Genomic DNA, 18013 nt, shown 5'->3' with positions numbered 1-18013 from the left:
TCCATCGTGTCAGCGGCCACTGACAACCGACGCCGTCACGTCCGCCGTACCGCGTTCCGCGTGGTGTAGGCCACGAGCGCCGCCACGGCCGAGAGGGCGGCGACCGTCGTCAGGGCGGCCGGCAGCGAGAGCCAGTCCGCGAGGAAGCCGATGGCGGGCGGCCCCAGCAGCATGCCGCCGTAGCCGAACGTCGACGCGGCCGCGACGCCGCCCGGCCCCGCCAGCTCACCGGCCCGGCCCACCGCCACGGGGAAGATGTTGGCCAGCCCCAGGCCCGTGATCGCGAACCCGGCGAACACGGCCCAGACCGCGGGGGCCAGCGAACCGATCAGCATGCCCAGCGCCGCGGTCGCCCCGCCCAGCACCAGCACCCTCGTCTGCCCCAGGCGTTCGAGGAGGGCGCTGCCCGTGAGCCGTCCCACGGTCATGGCGAGCGCGAAGACGCTGTAGCCGACCGCCGCGACGCCCGCCCGTGCGGAGAGGTCCTGTGCGAGATGGAGCGCGCCCCAGTCGGCGAGCGCCCCCTCTCCGTACGCGGTGCACAGAGCGATCAGTCCGAAGACGGCGACCAGCCGGCGCTCGCGGCCCGCCCCGCGCCCGCCGGGTGCCGCCTGCGCCGCCGTACGCTCCGGCCGGGGCGCCGGGTGCGCCAGGAGCACCCGGCCCGCGGCCGCGGCGACGAGCAGGCCGGTCGCGGTCAGGAGGAGCAGGTGGTCGGTGGCCGACAGGTGCCCGGCGACCAGGGCGCCGAGGGCCGCGCCCAGCATCCCGCCGACGCTGAAGGCGGCGTGGAAACTGGGCATCACGGGCCTGCGCAGGGCGGCCACGAGGTCGACCGCCGCGCTGTTCATGGCGACGTTGAGCCCGCCGTAGGCGGTTCCGAAGACGATCAGGACCAGGCCCAGGGCCCAGGCCGATTGGGTCAGCGGAGGCAGCGCGATGCCCAGCGACATCAGCAGGGCGGAGGCCACCGTCACCGGGTGGCTGCCGTACCGTGCACACAGCCGTCCGGTCACCGTCATGGTGGCCACGGCGCCCGCCGACACGCCGAGCAGGGCGAGCCCGAGGGCGCCGGGGGAGGCCCCGGTCTGCTCCTTGATCGCGGGGATGCGGACCACCCACCCGGCGAAAAGGAAGCCGTCGAGGGCGAAGAACAGGGTCAAAACGGTACGGAGGCGGCGCAGGGCGGGCTCGTCGGCAGTCCGGCTCGGATCCGGCCGGGTCCGCGAAAGGGCCGTCCGTATTTTGTTTAGCGTCGGCACAAAGTCAGAATAGAGGCGTGACCCAGACTCGGACAACACGTTTGGAGCGGGGCCGCGGCGCCCTCGGCCCGGCCTTGGAGCTCGTACACACCGGCCGCGCCCCCACGCGCGCGGTGCTCACCGCCGAACTCGGCGTGACCCGCGCCACCGCCGGGGCCGTGGCCGCCGAGCTGGAGGCGCTCGGCCTGATCCAGGTCGACGCCCGCCCCGCGGCGTCCGCCGGATCCCAGGGACGGCCCTCGCACCGGCTGTCCATCGCCCCGAACGGGCCCGTGGTCCTCGCCGCGCAGATCCACGCGGACGGCTTCCGGGCGGCGCTCGTGGGGCTCGGTGGCCGGGTGATCGCCACGGCGCCGGGCTGCATGACGGTGCCCGCCGACCCCTCGCGCATCATCGACGCCGTCGTCGAGGCCGGTGCCGGGCTGCTGCGGGAGACCGGGCGGCGCTGTCTCGGCGCGGGGCTCGCCGTCCCCTCTGCCGTCGCCGAGCCCGAGGGCACGGCCCTCAACCCGCTGCACCTGTCCTGGCCCGTCGGCGCCCCGGTGCGCACGCTCTTCAACGAGGCGCTCGCCAAGAGCGGCGTGCTCGGCCCGGACGGCACCCCCGTCACCGGCGTCACGGGCAACGACGTCAACCTCACCGCACTCGCCGAACACCGGCACGGCGCGGGGCGCGGGGCCCGGCACCTGCTGTGCGTGGCCACCGGACACCGGGGCGTCGGCGGGGCGCTGGTCCTCGACGGGCGCCTGCACAGCGGAAGTTCCGGACTGGCCATGGAGGTCGGTCACCTCACCGTCAACCCCACGGGGCAGCCCTGCCACTGCGGCAGCCGCGGCTGCCTCGACGTCGAGTGCGACCCGCTGGCCTTCCTCACCGCCGCGGGCCGCGAGCCCGGCCCCGCGGTCTCGCTTCTGCAGCAGTCGCGCGACCTGCTGCGCACCGAGTACGCGGATCCGTCCGTACGAGCCGCCGCGGACCTGCTCATCGACCGGCTGGGGCTGGGCCTGGCGGGCCTCGTCAACATCCTCAACCCGGACCGTGTGGTGCTGGGCGGCCTCCACCGCGAACTGCTGGACGCCGACCCCGAGCGGCTGCGGGCCGTCGTGGCCGAGCGCAGCCTGTGGGGACGCAGCGGAAGCGTGCCCATCCTGCCCTGTTCACTGGAGTTCAACAGCCTGATCGGCGCGGCCGAGGCGGCCTGGCAGCCGGTGCTGGACGACCCGCTGGCGATGGTCGGATAAGGCCCCGGAGCCCCGGGGGTGGTGGCGGTGCGTCAGCCCGGCACGGCGGACCGCGCCGCCGTCCGTACGGCCGCGGCGGGCAGCGCCAGCGGAGGGCGCTCGAAGGTGACGGCGGCGCCCGCGCTCCTGGTGTGCCGGGGGGCGGCTGCAGGGGCGGCGGAGGGCACGGCGAGGGTGAACCACACGACCTTGCCGCCGTCCTGGCGCTCCTGCACGCCCCAACTGGAGGTCACCGCAGCGACGAGGGCGAGGCCGCGGCCGTGCGTGCTGCCGGTGCCCGCGGCGCCGATCCGCGGCAGCCGGGGGTCGTGGTCGCGCACCGAGACCGTCAGCTGGTCCAGGACGAGGTCGATCTCGACCGTGCAGCGCTTCTCCGGCTCCGCGTGCTGGTGCACGTTGGTCAGCAGTTCGGTGACGGCGAGCGCGGCGGGATCGATGAGCGGATCGAGATGCCAGTAGCGCAGCTGCGCAGATACGATTCTGCGGACCTGTCCGATCCGCTGCGGGAGAGCCTGGAGCTCAACGGTGCAGTGCTTGTTCACTCGGCTGATCACGGCTGCGACTCCCTGGAAGAAGTAGGGCTAGCCCGATGCAGATGTGCATGGCGATGCTGATGCGGCGGCAACGACCCACACCGTGACCGCCGACAGACCCTCAGTGATGCTGCCGGTACGAGTCAAGCGTCGGCTCTCGGAGCCGCCTTCGCAACTCCTGACCCTCAGCCCTTGGAGCCGCCGTCGTGCGCGGAGCGCACGGCCGCCAGGAAGCGGTCCACCGTCCGTGCCCCCGCGCCCTCGGCGTCCGCCGCGGAGGCGCCTGCTCCGCCCAGCGTGAGCACATAGCGGGTCCCGTTGACGGTCGCGCGCGCCCGGTCGCGGGCCGCGAACCACGGTTTGCCCGCCTGGACCGAATCGACCGGCGCACTGTCGATCTCCCGGCCGTAGCTGGTCAACAGCTCCAGCCGGCCGTCCCGAATCTTCACCTGGCCGGCCCGGGTGAGGGAGCGGCGGGAGCGCTCGATGCGCACCCCTGTCGCAGTGAACTCCGGTTCCGCCACCGTGCACCGCCTCCGTCGTCCGACTGTCGCGTCTGTTCGGCAGTCTGCCCGTGAGGCGGCCAGGGCACCAGTGCCCCTTTATGATCGGAACGTCCGGGTGATCCCCAGGGGCCCCGACGGGCATCGTGAGGAGCGGTGGCGTGGACGGCGCAGCGAATCCGGGGGGCGACCGGTGCGGCCCGGCTCCCTTCGGGCGGCGGCCCCGCCCCCACCCTCGACGTGGACCGCACGGACCCGCCCTACCGGGCCTGGCTGAAGTAGGCGGTCCGCAAGGTCCAGGCGGACGCCAACCGCTCCGCCGACACCCATCTGCTGAGCTTCCCGCTGCCCGTGGAATGGGGGTCGGCCTGAGGAGTTGGAGACCCTGCGCTCGTTCCCGGCGATCGGCAAGGACGAGATGATCCGCTACTTCACCCTCGCCTCTGTTCGCGCTGCGCGACGGCCTGCGCTCGGGGGATGTGTACGTGCCGGGCTCGACGAGCGCGGGCACCGGCCGCTGCGCAGGCGCGGTACCGATGACCCGAGCATGGTCGACATCTGACAGCCCCGGTACGGTCGTTCCCCCACCGGGGGGTGAGGCTGCATCGTGTGCTGAACGCAGCCGGGTATCTCGCCTCCCGCAGCCCGGTGATGCGCTCCGCTGAACGAGTGGTCGGCTGCCATGCCCCTTGCCTGCATGACAGTTCAGATGACTTACTCGCAGTGTCCGGTCAGATGGGCTGCCCATCCCTCCACTGGGGAAGTCAGCTCATCCACATTGGCGGCGTGCGTGCCTGTCACAGGCCCCCGCTAGGGCACCCATCGGAGGAAGCTGCCGGCCGACGCGCGTTTTCGGTGCACCGGCTGACGGGGGTAGCTCATACGTCCAGGGAGGCGTTTTGCGAGCCATCATCATGCTTCGACTGCTGTTCGGGACCGGCGCTGTCGGTGCGCTCATGTTCACTGCCCCGGCAGCACACGCGCACACGGCGCGTGCGGCGCAGGTGGTGATCGTGCCCTGTAGCGAAACCGCGTTGGTCGATGCAGTCAACGGGGCCAACGCCGCTGGGGGCAGTGACCTGATCCTGGCACCGTTTTGCACCTACGCCCTCACCAGCGCCCACAGTTCGGGGGGCGCCGGTGGACCGGCGGGGCTGCCAAACATCACCACGCCAATCACCATGACCGGGCTGGCCACTGAGATCACCCGCGCGTCGAACGCGCCTGCCTTCCGCATCGTCGAGGTGGACGGGCCTTCTCAAATCCCCGCCGACAACGGCCGGCTCGCTTTGACCGCGGTCACCATCAGCAACGGCGACGCCGGTATCGGGGTGGGCGGCGGTATCGCCAATCTCGGTGGGTCGGTCACCGTGACCGGCGGGGGCGTCCGGGGCAGTCGCGCCTCGTTCGGCGGTGGTATCTACAGCGACACGGCGCTGACGATGACCGCCAGCAGTGTCACCGGTAACACCGCCACGTCCGATGGCGGCGGCATCTTCGAGAACGCGGGCGCCGTCACGCTGCTGGTCACCAATGTGTCCGGCAACACCCCGGACAACTGCGCGGCCAAACCGCCCCTGGCCGCGCCCTGTTGAGGCCTGCAGGCGGCACCAGGGCACCCAACTCGACCACAGAGCCTCAGGTTACGTAACGGCGAGGTGGAACCACGCTGCCGTGCTCATGTCCCTGTGCCCTGTGGCACCCAACCGATCAGTAACAGCATAGGAGAGCAACCGTGGCACCTTTCATCAGTTCGATCTCCCCCACCTCGGGCCACTCGGGCCAGACGATGACCATCACTGGCACTGGTCTGGGGAGCCTGAGCACCACTAGGGTGGGCATCGGTACGAAGACGGTCACCCCCACCGCTGCCAGCAATACTTCCGTCACCCTCACTCTCCCGTCAGGGTGCAGCGGTCAGGCCAACGTGATCGTGACCGTCTCCGGTGTGAACAGCAACAGCAATGCTTTCTTCTACGTCGCCGCACCCGCGTGCACGTCGGTGACTCCCAATACGGGCCCTGCCACGCCCGCCGGCCCCATCGATGTCTTCGGTAGCGGTTTCTCGACCGCGACCTCGGTGGCCTTCGGCGCGGCCGGCTCCGCCGCCCCCACCGTGCTCTCGGACAGCCACCTCACCGTCACCCCACCGGCCCACGGCACCTTCGCCGCCTGTACCGACTCGGCGGACGTGCTCATTACCGCCACCGGCGGCACCAGCACCCCGATCGGGGCGGCCTGTCAGTTCACCTACTACGACCTGCCGAAGGTCACCAGCGTGACTCCCGCTACGGGATCGGCGAGCAACCCTCCCACCGGCGTCATCGTCGCTGGTACCTGCTTCGTGGACGTCAGCGCCGTGACGTTCACCCCGGTCGGCGGTGGCACGGCCGTGCCGGCCAACAACGTCAGCGTCACGGGTCCGGGCACTCTCACCCTCGATGTCCCCTCCGGCCTGACGGTGGGCACCACCTACGACATCCAGGTCACCACCCCCGGCGGCACCAGCACGGCCGTCACCGCAGACCAGTTCGCCGTCACCGCCTGAGACTCGGGTCGAGCCCCGGGCACCAAGGAGCGGGCGATGCGGTCGGCCCGTCACCACGGCCTCGGCGTGGAGTCGGCGGAGCGCAACCGCAGCCCACGGTGTGCCTTGGCTGCCGCACGGCAGCCAAGGCACACCTCATTCACCCCCCATGAAGGAGTTCCACGATGGCTCCTGTCATCAGCAGCCTCAACCCCAACCACGGGCCACCTACGGGAGGCACCGCCGTCACGATCAACGGCAGCGGCTTCACCGGTGTCACGTCCGTGAAGTTCGGGATCGTGGCGGTGGCTTCGTTCACGCTGGTCAGCGACAGCCAGATCACCACCACGGCCCCCGCGGGCACCGGGTCGGTCGCCCTCACCGTCACCTCACCGCTCGGCACGAGTAACGGCGTCACCTACACCTACAGCGTCGGTCCGGTGATCACCGGTCTGAGCCCGGCCTCGGGGTCGACGAGCGGCGGCAACACCGTGACGATCAGCGGCTCGGGGTTCACCGGGGCCTCGTCGGTGCACTTCGGGACCGCCTCGGCGTCGTTCACGGTGGTCAGCGATACTCAGATCACGGCGACGGCTCCGGGGGGCACCGGTTCCGTCCCGGTCACGGTCACCACCTCGGTGGCGACCAGCAGCAACGTGACCTACACCTACGTCAACTCCACCGCACCCGTGATCACCGGCCTGAACCCGAACCAGGGGCCGACCAGTGGTGGGAACACCGTCACCATTTCCGGCACCGGCCTGTCGGGCACGTCCTCCGTGCTGTTCGGCAGTCATTCCGCCACCATCACCGCCATCACCAGCACCCAGATCACGGTTACCGCACCCGGGGGAGCCGCGCAGCCGGTCAGCGTCACGGTTACCACATCGGCGGGCACCAGCAATGCGCTGCCCTACTTCTACATCACCGCACCCACCATCGCCGGCCTGATTCCGACCACGGGTCCGGGCGGCGGCGGGAACGCCGTCACCATCTTCGGCTCCAGCCTGGCCCTCACCAGTGCCGTGCACTTCGGCTCCGCCGCGGCCACCAACATCACCGTCAACTCCGACAGCCAGATCACCGCCACGGCTCCCCCGAACGTGGGGACCGTCCTGGTCACGGCCACCACACCAGGCGGCACCAGCACCGTCGGGCTGGGCGACGCCTACTACATCTACGTCGCAGCGCCGGTCATCAACTCCCTAATTCCTGCCACGGGTTCGGTATCCGGCGGGGATGACGTCCTGATCAGTGGAAGCAACTTCACCTACATCGACGCCGTGTTCTTCGGCACCGCCCCGGCATCCTTCGCCGCGGTCTCCGACACGCAGGTCGTCGCCACCTCACCGGCCGGTGCGGTCGGCCCGGTTATCGTCACCGTCCACTCCTCGGGCGGCACCAGCAACGGCGCCACCTTCCAGTACCAGCTGTAGCGCATCCCGATCGCCCGCGTCACGTCAAAGGAGACGTCGTGCAGACCGATGAGCGGTGGATGACGAGACGATCGGCCACGGATCCTCCGGCGATCGGCACGGTGGCTGCCTGGGGTGATGACACCTACGGTCAGACCGCAGTTCCGGCGGGTTCGACCGATGTGGTGGCGGTGGCCGCGGGGTAGTTCCACACACTGGTGTTGAAGTCCGACGGCACAGTGGTGGCCTGGGGGCGCAATGTCAGCGGCCGGACCAACATCCCGGCGGGCTTGGGCAATGTGGTCGCGATCACAGCGCATCGCGACCACAATCCGGCATTGACAGCGGATGGCACGGTCATCGCCTGGGGCAACAACACCCATGGTCAGGCAACCGTACCGCAGGGCTTGACCGGAGTCGTGGCGGTGGTCGCAGGCTCGACCCACAGCATGGTGCTGCGCTCGGACGGCACGGTCGCAGCCTGGGTCAGCGACCCGATGGGGCAGGGGAGTGTCCCATCAGGCCTGACCGACGTCGTGGCCATTGACGCGGGCAGATACCACAACGTGGCCGTGACAACGACACTCACTCATGCATCGTTACACTCACCCACCCGACTCCGAAGGCCAGTTGAATCCTCCCAGGGGTCGGCTCGTCGAGTCCGCTGCGCATACCGTAGCCCTCCGGGCGTCAGCTGTCCGGACCGCCCGCGCCGCCCCGGGAAGGACCGGCCACCACCAGCTCGGGCAGCCGCTCGGCGATCTCCGCCCGCGCCCCGGCCGACAGCCCCGCGTCCGTCACCAGCGCGTCGACCTCGTCCAGGGTGGCGAAGGAACTCAGGCCCACCGTCCCCCACTTGGTGTGGTCGGCGAGGACCACGACCCGCCGCGCCGAGCGGACGAAGTGGCGGTTGGTCTCCGCCTCGGCCAGATTCGGCGTCGACAGCCCCGCCTCCACGGATATGCCGTGCACCCCGATGAACAGCACGTCGAAGTGGAGCGAGCGGATCGCCGCGTCCGCCACCGGACCGACCAGGGTGTCCGACGGCGTGCGCACACCGCCCGTGAGCACCACCGTCGCCGCGCCCGGTCTGACCGCGGGGCCCGAGGCCGTCACCGGGCGCTGAGCGGTGTGGAACGCCTCGGCGACCCGTACCGAGTTCGTGACGACCGTCAGATCCGGGACGTCCAGCAACTGCTGGGCCAGGGCATACGCCGTCGTGCCGCCCGCGAGGGCGATCGCGCTGCCCGGGGACGCCATCTTCGCCGCCGCCCGCGCGATGTCCTCCTTGGACTCCAGCTCCAGCGCCGACTTCGCCTCGAAGCCCGGCTCATGCGTCGTGGCCTCCGCGACCGGCACCGCCCCGCCGTGCACCTTCGCCACGACGCCCTGCCGGGCCAGCGCGTCCAGATCGCGGCGCACCGTCATGTCCGACACGTTCAGCCGCCGCGTCAGCTCGTTCACCCGCACACCGCCGCGCCGCCTGACCTCGTCGAGGATCAGGGCGCGCCGCTGCTCCGCCAGGAGGTTCTGGTTGTCGCTCACCCGGACCGTCCTTTCCGGCCGCCGTCTTGACCCGTGCGCTCATCCTCCCACGCGCCGCCGACAAGGCCCCGGCCGGTGGATCAGGGCAGGTCGGGCAGGTCCTGCGGGTAGAGCAGGGTGAGGTCGTCGGTGCTCGGGGCGGTGAGCTGGGCCACCCGGCCCGCATGCCGCTCGACCATCGCCTCGAAGGTCTGGCGGGCGGTGCGGCCGTTGCCGAAGGCCGGCCCCTTGGGGATTGCCGTGAAGTACGCGAGCAGCGCCTCGGCCGTGCCCTCGCCGATCCGGTACTCGTGCTCGTCCGCCTGCTGCCGCACGATGCGCAGCAGCTCCTCCGGCGCGTAGTCGCCGAAGGTGATGGTGCGTGAGAAGCGCGAGGCCACCCCGGGGTTGACCGTCAGGAAGCGCTCCATCTCGGCGGTGTAGCCGGCGACGATGACCACGACCTCGTCCCGGTGGTCCTCCATCAGCTTCACCAGCGTGTCGATGGCCTCCCGCCCGAAGTCCCGCCCGGAGTCCTCCGGGCACAGGGCGTACGCCTCGTCGATGAACAGCACGCCGCCGCGCGCCCGGTCGAAGGCCTCCTGGGTGCGCAGGGCGGTCGAGCCGATGTGCTCGCCCACCAGGTCCACGCGCGAGACCTCCACCAGGTGGCCGCGCCCGAGCACGCCGAGGGAGGCGAGGATCTCGCCGTAGAGCCGGGCGACGGTGGTCTTGCCGGTGCCGGGGGAGCCGGTGAAGACCAGGTGCCGGCGGACGGAGGCGGCCTTGAGGCCCGCCAGGCGGCGCCGCCGCCCGACCTCGATCATGTCGGTCAGGGCGCGGACCTCGCGCTTGACGCTCTCCAGGCCGACCAGCGCGTCCAGTTCGCCGAGCACGGCGGCCGAGGAGCGCCCGCCGTCCGCCTCGGCAGCGGCCGGTCCGGCCGGCTCGGGATTCTCGGCCCGCGGCCGTACGGGCTGGGCGATCGCGGGCACGCTCGCGGGCGCCGTCTGGGTCACCACGCCGCGGGCCGTGCCCTCGTCGCTGGTGCAGCCCTCGCTGACCGGCCCGTCCTCGGCGAATTCGTAGCCGCCCCGGGTGCACCGCTCCGCTCTGCAGCCGGTCAGGGTCGTGCGGCAGCCGTCGATGACGTGGAAGCCGTAGCCGCCGCTGCCCGTCACCCGGCAGCCGTGGAACGTGCCGCGCCCCTCGGCCGAGACGTAGAAGCCCGCTTCGGCGGGGGAGCTCACCGTGCAGCGTTCGACGACCGGGTCGGCGCCCTTGGTGACGATGAAGCCCGTCGACGTCGCGTCCACCGTGCAGTCGGTCACCGTGCCGCCGCTGCCGTGGCCCCGGAACCAGACCCCGGTGGTCGCCTCCCGGATGCGGCAGTCGTCGAGCACCGCGGCCGCCCCGCCGCTCACCGAGACCGCGGTGCCCCGCACCCGGCTCAGGTCGCTGCCGGTGACGTCCACGCGCGAGCCGCGGTCGAGGACAAACAGGGCATCCGGCACGTCGTGCACCCGGCACGAGGCGAGGGCGGCGCTCGCGCCGTCGCTCACCCACACCGCCGGATAGTCGCCCGTGCTCTCGTGGATCTCGCTCTGGGCGGCCTCCACCCGTGTGCCCGGATCCCACACCGACAGGCCGTTGCGCCCGAACCGGCGCACGGCCGAGCGCGTCATCGTCAGCACCGAGCGCGAGCGCAGGTCGACCGCGTTCTCCGGAACGTCGTGGATGTCGCAGTCGGCCAGCGTCAGCACTGCGTCGGTGTCCAGCGTGACGCCGTCGCCGGAGGTGCGGTGCACCCGGCAGTCGGTCAGCCGCCCGGAGGCGCGCGAGGCCACCTGCACGCCCGTCCCGCGGATCTCGTACACCTCGCAGCCCGTCGCGTCCAGGGCGCTGCCCTCGCCCGTCACCGCCAGCCCCGCACCCCGCGCGTGATGCACCCGGCAGCGCTCCAGGCGGGGTTCGGCCCCGCCGCGCACGGCGATGCCGGTCTGGCCGGCCGCCACCACCTCGCAGTCCTCGAAGACCCCGCCCGCACGGTCGAGCACGCTGATACCGACGCCCGAGGGGTTGTCGACCACACAGCCGCGCACGGTGGGCCGGGCGCCGCCGCGCACCTCGATGCCCACCGCCGAGCGCGTCGCGACCCGCAGCCCGGCCAGCTCCGGCTCGCCGCCTTCCACCAACAGCGCGGGCGCGGCCGCGTCATGGCCCTCGATGTGCAGGTCCACCAGCGTGGCCGAGGCCCGCACGGTGACGGCGACACCCTCGCTCGGGGTGATCCGCACCGAGCCCGGCGCGCCGTCGCCCGCCCGCAGCGTGACGGCCCGCGTCAGCACCAGGTTCTCCCGGTAGGTGCCGGGGGCGAGGGACAGCACGTCGCCGTCGGCCGCCGCGTCGAGGGCCGATGCGAGACAGTCGTACTCTCCCGTGCGCCGCCGCCAGCGCGAGGTGCCGGTGTGCGTCACCTGGACCGAGCCCTGTGCCATGGTGCTGATGTGCCCCCACCTCGTGCCTGTGTCCCGTGACGGATGACTACCGACCGCACCACCGTAGCGCGCGCGGGGCACGGGAGTTGACCGCTCGGCGAGCTGTCAGCTTCCCGCGTCCGCCCGGCCCCAGGTGTGACCGGCGCGTTCCCACGCCCGGTCCCATCGCTCGTACCGCCGGTGCGTGATCCGGCGTACGGTCAGCCGCCGCGCCGCCTCCAGCAGCCAGCCCACCGCCACGGCCGCTCCGGCCCCGGCCAGCGTCGCGTGGACGGTGGCGGAGGCATCGTCCAGGGGCCGCCCGGCGACCCGCCCCCGGTCGTCCGTCCACAACGGGAACCGCCCCTGGCCGTCCCCGGGCTGACGGACGGCCACCGCGCCCGTGTGCTCCTTGCCGTCGGGCCCCGGCCAGCGGGCGACGACGCGGTGGTATCCCTCGCGCCCCGCCGTGCTCTCGTGGTCGGTCTCCGCGATGCCGTCCGCCAGCGAGCGCACCGTGGTGGCGCTCACCAGATGCCGGTGCTGCCGCTGTTCCCGGACGGTCTCCCGCAGCGCCTGGTGGGCCAGTGTGCCCACAGTCCAGCCCGTCACCGGACCCGCCACCAGCATGAGCACCACGGCGACCACCCCCGCCCAGGCCTCGAGGACGTCGCTGCGGCGCCGCAGCGGATTGCGCCGCCACCGCCATGTGAACCCCGGGGCCCTGAAGGCCGCCGAGAAAGCCGAGAGAACTGCCGTGAAGCTCCTCGCGCGCACGGTGCTCACCCCCTCACCCGTCCGTAAATACCTCACACAGGACGGCGCATGCGGAGGAAGGCGGCGGAGAGAGCAAAATCACCCCCTGTGGAGGCGGCCCGGGGCGACGCGTTGACGTGACAAATGCCGTGGCGGGGTGGGAACCGGGTGGATTCGGTGTACGGCCGGGGGCGGATCGTCAGGCGAGGACCTCGAACTCGTCGCCGACCCGGACCACGCCCGTGTGCTCGGGGATCAGGTTCTGCCCGAAGACCAGCTTGCCGCCGATGCGGTGGTGTGCGGCGATCGTGCGCAGCGGCTCCTTGCCGCGCTCGGCCGTGTGCTGGTCGGTGGTGGTGATCACGCAGCGGCCGCAGGGCTTCACGACCCGGAAGGTCACCTCGCCGATGCGCACCCGCCGCCAGCCGTCCTCGGCCCAGGGCGCGGTGCCGTCGACCACCACATTGGGCCGGAAGCGGTCCATGGGCAGCGGGCCCTCGGCGGCGTGGGCGCCGCGGGCTATCAGGGAGTTGAGCTCGGCCAGCGAGGCCGTGGTGGCCAGCAGCAGCGGATAGCCGTCGGCGAAGCTCACGGTGTCGCCCGGCAGCGAGAAATCGGGATCGGTGGGGCGGCGCACCGCCGGGTCGTCCATGTGCACCAGACGGGCCTCGGCCCCCAGATACGCGCTCACCCATGCGTCGGCGGCGGCCCCCGCGGGGACCGCCTCGACCTTCTGCCCGAAGACCTCCACGGTGACCGTGCCGCTCGGGCCCGGTGCGGCGGGCACGGCGACGTCGAGCGGGTCGGCCCCCGCGGCGGCGAGCCTGATCCCGCCGCCGGGCAGCGGCAGCGCGGACGCCAAGGCGAGCCGAGGCTGCTGCCGTTGGGTGACGAACCGGCCGTCCGGCTCCGTCACCATCCATCTCCGGTCCCCGGCGAGCCCCCACGGCTCCACGGCCGCCTCGCCGGGCGTACATCCCGCCATCGACTTCACCGGATAGAAGTGGACCGCACTCAGCACAGGCATCGACATACGGCCATCCTGCCAGCTGCATATGACAGTTGGCGCCTGTCGCCCGCCCAGCCGGTCCGGTCGCTTCCGGTGACCCGGGTCAGTACCCCCCCTGGTCCGGGTACTGGCGCTGGTACGGGTCCTCGTAGGGCGCCGGGGCCGGCCGGGGCGCGACCGGGCGCATCGCCTCGTAGCCCGCCGGACCCGCCGGGGCGCCGGGCCGCTGCTGGTACTGCTGCGGGCCCGCGTAGCCGCGCTGCGCCGAGGCCTGCTGCGGGATGTAGGGGGCCGCGGCCTGCTGCAGGCCGCCGCCGGGCTGGGCCGGGCCGGACTGCTGGCCGTACGGCGCGGCTTGGCCGGGATAGCCGTTGTGCTGCGCCGGGGAAGCCTGCTGCGAGGACGGGCCGGAGGGCAGGGCCGGCAGCGCGGGCAGGTTGCTGTTGCCGAAGTCGTACGGGGACGACACCCGGATCGGCGCGATCTGGGGGGTGCCCCGCTCGGCGACGAGGCTGTCGTAGATGGGGGTGTCCGGGAAGGACGACGATGCGTAGTAGCCACCGTAGGCACTGCGGGGGGAGGTCATAGCCCATAAGTTAAGCCCATGGTGTGTCGGTTGGGGAGGCCGGTACGGGGGTTGATTCCCGGGCCGGAGGCCACTGCCGACCATCAATCCGAGCGAACTTGGGAAAATCGGTCGTCAAGGTACGTTGGGATCGTGTAAAGACCGGCTGCTTAACGGCTGTTTTCGGAGGGGTGGAGCATGCAGATGCTCAAAGGCGGCAATGTCCGGATTCCGGCATCGGCCGTGCGGGTCGAGCTGGGTTGGGACACGGGTCCGGGCGTGCCGGACGTCGATGCCTCGGCGCTGCTGCTGACGGGCGGCCGGGTCCGTTCGGACGCGGACTTCGTCTTCTACAACCAGCCGGTGCACCCTTCGGGCGCCGTCCGGCACGAGGGCAAGCGCCCCGCCGCCGGAGCGGTGACCGACACCGTCACGGTCGACCTGGGCGCGCTGGAGCCGGCCGTGGAGACCGTGGTGCTCGCGGCCTCGGCCGACGGCGGCGCCTTCGGGCAGGTGCCCGGCCTGCACATCCGCGTCTTCGACGCCGCGAGCGGCACGGAGCTGGCCCGCTTCGACAGCCGGGACGCCACCGTGGAGACCGCCTTCGTCCTCGGGGAGCTCTACCGGCGGCAGGGCGAGTGGAAGTTCCGCGCGGTGGGCCAGGGCTACGGCAGCGGCCTAGAGGGCCTGGCGACCGACTTCGGCATCACCGTCGACACACCGCAGACCGTCGCCGTCCCCGTCCAGGAGCGGCCCGCCCCGGTGGTGCCGGCCGCCCCGCCCCTCCTGCCGCCCGTTCCGGCCGCGGCCCCCGCGCCCGTACGCCTGACGAAGGTCACGCTGACCAAGGATGCACCGACCGTCTCGCTCACCAAGCAGGGCGGCACCTCGGGCACCATGCGCGTCAACCTCAACTGGGAGGTGCGCAAGCAGTTCAAGGGCTGGACCCAGAAGCTGGGCAAGGCCATGGCCCTCCACGCCGATCTGGACCTCGACCTCGGCGCCCTGTTCGAGCTCAGCGACGGCAGCAAGGGCGTGGTCCAGGCGCTCGGCAACTCCTTCGGCTCGCTGTACCAGCCGCCGTTCATCCACCTCGACGGCGACGACCGGACGGGCGCGGTCGAAACGGGCGAGAACCTGACCATCAACCTCGACCACATCGCGGCATTCCGTCGTATCTTGGTATTTGTCACCATTTACGAAGGCGCACGCAGCTTCGCCGACCTGCACGCCACCGTCACCCTCCAGCCCCAGCACGGCGCCCCCGTCGACTTCTCGCTCGACGAGTGCACCGTGCCCTCCAACGTCTGCGCCCTGGCCCTGATCACCAACAACGGCGGCGACCTCGTCGTCCAGCGCGAGGCCCGCTATCTGGTGCCCGACCGCGGCGTCAGCCCCCAGCGCACCCTCGACCGGGCCTACGGCTGGGGCATGAACTGGACACCGGGCCGCAAGTGAAATGATTCGCCACGGGGCGGGCGATGCGCCGCGGATGATGCCGCGTCACGGCGTGGTCTCGGGACGGGCGTACGTACGCCCCTTCCAGGCCGCGCCCCGGCCGCGGTAGTGCTGCACCGCCGAGTCGACGGTCATCAGCAGGTACAGCAGCGCCGTCAGGGGCAACAGCGGCGCGAGCCTCAGCGGCTGCCGGTAGTAGCGCAGCATGGGCAGGTACGTGCCCGTCATCACCGCCCACGCGCCCGCGCCGAGGGCGAGCGGGAGCGCGGCCCCGGCCACGGCACCCGCCACCACCGCCACCGGCGGTGCGAGGTAGAGCACCGCCAGCCCGGCCACCGTCCCCGCCAGCAGCAGCGGCTGGTGGCGCAGCTGGGCGTAGGCGCTGCGCGAGACCATCCGCCACAGCTCGCCCAGGCCCGGATAGGGCCGGACGCTGTCCACCCGGTCCGCGAGCCCCAGCCAGATCCGGCCGCCCGACCGCTTGACGGCCCGGGCCAGCGCCACGTCGTCGATCACCGCCTGCCGGATCGAGTCCGGCACCCCGGCCCGCTCCGCCGCCTCCCGCCGCAGCAGCACGCACCCGCCTGCGGCGGCCGCGGTCCGCGCGCCGGGCCGGTTGACCCAGCGGAAGGGATACAGCTGGGCGAAGAAGTACACGAAGGCCGGGATGACCAGCCGCTCCCACGGCGAGGCCACCCTCAGCCGCGCCATCTGCGACACCAGATCCACGTCGGCCGACCGGGCCGCCGCGACCAACTCCCGCAGGCTGTCCGGGGCGTGCGCGATGTCGGCGTCCGTCAGCAGCAGGTACTCGGCGTCGGTCCGCGCCCGGGCCAGCGCCATCCCGTGCCGCACCGCCCACAGCTTGCCCGTCCAGCCGGGCCCCGGCTCCCCGGGCGAGTCCACCGTCAGCGGCAGCCCGCCGTGCTCCCGCGCCAGCGAGCGGGCCAGCGCGCCCGTGCCGTCCGTGCTGCCGTCGTCGACGAGGAAGACCTCCGCCCGCCCCGGATAGTCCTGGGCGAGCAGCGAGGGCAGGCTCGACGGCAGCACCGCCGCCTCGTCCCGCGCCGGGACCACGACCGCCACGGCCGGCCACTGCCCGGGATCGGCGCGCTCCGGCAGTCTGACGTCCGTACGCCAGAAGAAACCCTGCCCCAGCAGCAGCCACACCCACGCGGCCAGGGAACCGACCGTGATCCACATCAGCGCGCTCATCCGCCGCAGTCTGCCGCACCCCGGCCGGTCCGCCGGGCGAATCGATTAAAGTGACCGGGTGAAGATCGCGCTCCTGGACTCCGGCATCGGCCTCCTCGCGGCGACAGCCGCCGTGCACCGACTGCGGCCCGATGCCGATCTGGTCCTCTCCAACGACCCCGACGGCATGCCCTGGGGACCGCGGACCCCCGAGGGCATCACCGAGCACGCCCTGGCCTGCGCCCGCGCCGCCGCGGCCCACCGCCCCGACGCGCTGATCGTCGCCTGCAACACCGCCTCCGTGCACGCGCTCGAGGCGATACGCGCCGAACTGGAACCCGGGCTCCCGGTCGTCGGGACCGTGCCCGCCATCAAGCCCGCCGCGGCCGACGGCGGCCCCGTCGCCATCTGGGCCACCCCCGCCACCACCGGCAGCCCCTACCAGCGCGGCCTCATCCGCGACTTCGCCTCCGGCGTCGCCGTCACCGAAGTGCCCTGCCCGGGCCTGGCCGACGCCGTGGAGCGCGCCGACTCCGCGGCCATCGAGGCCGCCGTGCAGGCCGCAGCAGAGCTCACGCCCGCCGACGTCCGCTCCGTCGTGCTGGGCTGCACCCACTACGAGCTCGTCGCGGAGCGCATCCGCGCCGCCGTCCAGCCGCCCTCCGCACCCCGCGTCTCGCTCTACGGCTCGGCGGCGGCCGTGGCCGCCCAGGCGCTGCGCCGCGCCGGCGCCGTGCCGATGCCCGACGCCGAGCCCACCGGCACCCTCACCGTGCTGCACAGCGGCCGGGAGGCCGAGCTCGAGCCGGTCGTGCTGACGTACCCCGAGGGCCGCTCCCTCATGGCCGCCGCCCCCGCGCATCCCTGACGCACCCATTCGGGCACCTCGCCGCACCACCCCTGCCAGGGCGCCGGATCGTGGGTAGGCTGCCCGGTATGAGGGACCACTTCCAGGGCCCGCAGGGGCATGAGGGCCCGCAGAGCTCCGACCGCGACGAGGGCGCGCCCGCCGTCTGGACCGGACGGGCCACCAACCGCGTGCAGTGGCTGATGGCCGGTGTCGGAGCCGCGTGCCTCGCCCTGGGGATCGACCTGGCCGTGGACAGCGCCTGGACGGCCGGCCTCGCCCCCCTGGTGATGGCGGTCGTCGGCTGCGTCGCGGCGGGGCTGCTGATGCTCTACGGCACCATCGCCTTCGTCCATGTGGCGGTACGGGTCGACAAGGACACCCTGGAAGTGCGCTGCGGCCACATCGGCGTGCCCCGCACCCGCATCCCGCTCGCCCAGGTGGTCGGCGCCGACTTCGACCCCCAGGTCACCCCGTGCCAGTGGGGTGGCTGGGGCTACCGCTGGCGCCCGGAGAAGGGCACGGCCGTGATCGTGCGGCGCGGCGAGGGCATTGTGCTGCGGCTGTGGGACGGCCGTACGCTCACGGTCACCGTGGACGACGCCGAGGCGGCCGTCCGGGTGATCCGCGACCGGCTCCGGCTGCTGGGCGGCCGTCCGGCCTCGGCCTGAGTCCCATGAGGCTCGGCATTAGGCTCGGCGC

General features: G+C 72.5%; 18 protein-coding genes and 2 pseudogenes. 11 read left to right on the top strand and 9 right to left on the bottom strand.

Translation table 11 applies throughout. The annotated features are described in order from the left end of the window. Positions 1-35 precede the first annotated feature (35 nt). Positions 36-1262 (bottom strand): MFS transporter, encoded by a 1227-nt coding sequence (locus FHS39_RS13625; protein WP_184349579.1) that lies wholly within the window; start codon positions 1260-1262, stop codon positions 36-38. Between the two features lie 17 nt (positions 1263-1279). Here FHS39_RS13625 and FHS39_RS13620 point away from each other — a divergent pair, with 17 nt between their 5' ends. Continuing rightward, on the top strand, positions 1280-2503 hold the full coding sequence (locus tag FHS39_RS13620) for an ROK family protein (RefSeq protein ID WP_184349578.1): 1224 nt from the start codon (positions 1280-1282) through the stop codon (positions 2501-2503). A gap of 32 nt (positions 2504-2535) precedes the next feature. Here the strand turns inward: FHS39_RS13620 and FHS39_RS13615 are convergent, their stop codons facing one another. Continuing rightward, complete coding sequence (locus FHS39_RS13615) at positions 2536-3057, bottom strand: ATP-binding protein (protein ID WP_184349577.1); 522 nt, start codon at positions 3055-3057, stop codon at positions 2536-2538. 164 nt (positions 3058-3221) lie between these two features. Continuing rightward, the gene (locus tag FHS39_RS13610) at positions 3222-3560 is read right to left on the bottom strand and encodes a hypothetical protein (RefSeq protein WP_184349576.1); all 339 of its coding nucleotides are present in this window, start codon (positions 3558-3560) and stop codon (positions 3222-3224) included. 156 nt (positions 3561-3716) lie between these two features. On the opposite strand from FHS39_RS13610, the pseudogene FHS39_RS13605 reads away from it, so the two are divergent. The 7 genes and pseudogenes from FHS39_RS13605 to FHS39_RS26065 form a co-directional block, all read left to right on the top strand. Next, positions 3717-3902: pseudogene (locus FHS39_RS13605) on the top strand (PLP-dependent cysteine synthase family protein); the annotation flags it as partial. A gap of 13 nt (positions 3903-3915) precedes the next feature. Continuing rightward, positions 3916-4101 carry a hypothetical protein gene (locus tag FHS39_RS13600; RefSeq protein ID WP_184349575.1) on the top strand — a complete coding sequence of 62 codons (186 nt, stop codon included), beginning with the start codon at positions 3916-3918 and terminating at the stop codon, positions 4099-4101. Positions 4102-4438: 337 nt separating this feature from the next. Next, a complete protein-coding gene (locus FHS39_RS13595) occupies positions 4439-5134 on the top strand; it encodes a hypothetical protein (protein ID WP_246470191.1) in 696 nt (231 codons plus the stop codon). A 140-nt stretch (positions 5135-5274) separates the two neighbouring features. Next, positions 5275-6087, top strand: coding sequence for an IPT/TIG domain-containing protein (locus tag FHS39_RS13590; protein ID WP_184349574.1), 813 nt, complete (start codon positions 5275-5277; stop codon positions 6085-6087). A gap of 164 nt (positions 6088-6251) precedes the next feature. Continuing rightward, positions 6252-7502 (top strand): IPT/TIG domain-containing protein, encoded by a 1251-nt coding sequence (locus FHS39_RS13585; protein WP_184349573.1) that lies wholly within the window; start codon positions 6252-6254, stop codon positions 7500-7502. Positions 7503-7540: 38 nt separating this feature from the next. After that, entirely contained in the window at positions 7541-7687 is a 147-nt protein-coding gene (locus tag FHS39_RS13580) for a hypothetical protein (protein WP_184349572.1), read from the top strand. A gap of 3 nt (positions 7688-7690) precedes the next feature. Beyond that, positions 7691-7960, top strand: a pseudogene (locus tag FHS39_RS26065) (chromosome condensation regulator); the annotation flags it as partial. Between the two features lie 211 nt (positions 7961-8171). Here the strand turns inward: FHS39_RS26065 and FHS39_RS13570 are convergent. The 5 genes from FHS39_RS13570 to FHS39_RS13550 all read right to left on the bottom strand — a co-directional run bounded on the left by FHS39_RS13570 (position 8172) and on the right by FHS39_RS13550 (position 13833). Continuing rightward, positions 8172-9026 carry a DeoR family transcriptional regulator gene (locus FHS39_RS13570; protein ID WP_184349571.1) on the bottom strand — a complete coding sequence of 285 codons (855 nt, stop codon included), beginning with the start codon at positions 9024-9026 and terminating at the stop codon, positions 8172-8174. 80 nt (positions 9027-9106) lie between these two features. Continuing rightward, on the bottom strand, positions 9107-11503 hold the full coding sequence (locus FHS39_RS13565) for a right-handed parallel beta-helix repeat-containing protein (protein ID WP_184349570.1): 2397 nt from the start codon (positions 11501-11503) through the stop codon (positions 9107-9109). A gap of 105 nt (positions 11504-11608) precedes the next feature. After that, entirely contained in the window at positions 11609-12259 is a 651-nt protein-coding gene (locus FHS39_RS13560) for an Rv1733c family protein (protein WP_343069562.1), read from the bottom strand. A gap of 178 nt (positions 12260-12437) precedes the next feature. Next, a complete protein-coding gene (locus FHS39_RS13555) occupies positions 12438-13271 on the bottom strand; it encodes an MOSC domain-containing protein (protein WP_184349569.1) in 834 nt (277 codons plus the stop codon). A 79-nt stretch (positions 13272-13350) separates the two neighbouring features. After that, a complete protein-coding gene (locus FHS39_RS13550) occupies positions 13351-13833 on the bottom strand; it encodes a DUF6643 family protein (protein WP_184349568.1) in 483 nt (160 codons plus the stop codon). A 183-nt stretch (positions 13834-14016) separates the two neighbouring features. On the opposite strand from FHS39_RS13550, the gene FHS39_RS13545 reads away from it, so the two are divergent. Further along, the gene (locus FHS39_RS13545; protein WP_184349707.1) at positions 14017-15270 is read left to right on the top strand and encodes a TerD family protein; all 1254 of its coding nucleotides are present in this window, start codon (positions 14017-14019) and stop codon (positions 15268-15270) included. Between the two features lie 45 nt (positions 15271-15315). On the opposite strand, the gene FHS39_RS13540 is transcribed toward FHS39_RS13545, so the two are convergent. Beyond that, positions 15316-16485, bottom strand: coding sequence for a glycosyltransferase (locus FHS39_RS13540; protein ID WP_184349567.1), 1170 nt, complete (start codon positions 16483-16485; stop codon positions 15316-15318). Between the two features lie 58 nt (positions 16486-16543). Between FHS39_RS13540 and FHS39_RS13535 the strand changes: the two genes are divergently transcribed. Both FHS39_RS13535 and FHS39_RS13530 read left to right on the top strand, forming a co-directional pair. Then, a complete protein-coding gene (locus tag FHS39_RS13535) occupies positions 16544-17332 on the top strand; it encodes an aspartate/glutamate racemase family protein (protein WP_184349566.1) in 789 nt (262 codons plus the stop codon). Positions 17333-17400: 68 nt separating this feature from the next. After that, on the top strand, positions 17401-17982 hold the full coding sequence (locus tag FHS39_RS13530) for a hypothetical protein (RefSeq protein WP_184349565.1): 582 nt from the start codon (positions 17401-17403) through the stop codon (positions 17980-17982). The last annotated feature ends 31 nt before the right edge of the window (positions 17983-18013 follow it).

This window comes from Streptomyces olivoverticillatus (genome assembly GCF_014203555.1).
GTDB classification, from domain to species: Bacteria; Actinomycetota; Actinomycetes; order Streptomycetales; family Streptomycetaceae; genus Streptomyces; species Streptomyces olivoverticillatus.
The sequence above is the reverse complement of the archived record's forward strand: the minus strand, read 5'-3'. Positions and strand labels throughout refer to the sequence as shown.

Excerpts from the sequence above, each read along its gene's own strand:
- FHS39_RS13585 (WP_184349573.1), top strand. The coding sequence starts at position 6,252 with ATGGCTCCTGTCATCAGCAGCCTCAACCCCAACCACGGGCCACCTACG.
- FHS39_RS13565 (WP_184349570.1), bottom strand. The coding sequence starts at position 11,503 with ATGGCACAGGGCTCGGTCCAGGTGACGCACACCGGCACCTCGCGCTGG.
- FHS39_RS13555 (WP_184349569.1), bottom strand. The coding sequence starts at position 13,271 with ATGTCGATGCCTGTGCTGAGTGCGGTCCACTTCTATCCGGTGAAGTCG.
- FHS39_RS13550 (WP_184349568.1), bottom strand. The coding sequence starts at position 13,833 with ATGACCTCCCCCCGCAGTGCCTACGGTGGCTACTACGCATCGTCGTCC.
- FHS39_RS13545 (WP_184349707.1), top strand. The coding sequence starts at position 14,017 with ATGCTCAAAGGCGGCAATGTCCGGATTCCGGCATCGGCCGTGCGGGTC.
- FHS39_RS13540 (WP_184349567.1), bottom strand. The coding sequence starts at position 16,485 with ATGAGCGCGCTGATGTGGATCACGGTCGGTTCCCTGGCCGCGTGGGTG.
- FHS39_RS13530 (WP_184349565.1), top strand. The coding sequence starts at position 17,401 with ATGAGGGACCACTTCCAGGGCCCGCAGGGGCATGAGGGCCCGCAGAGC.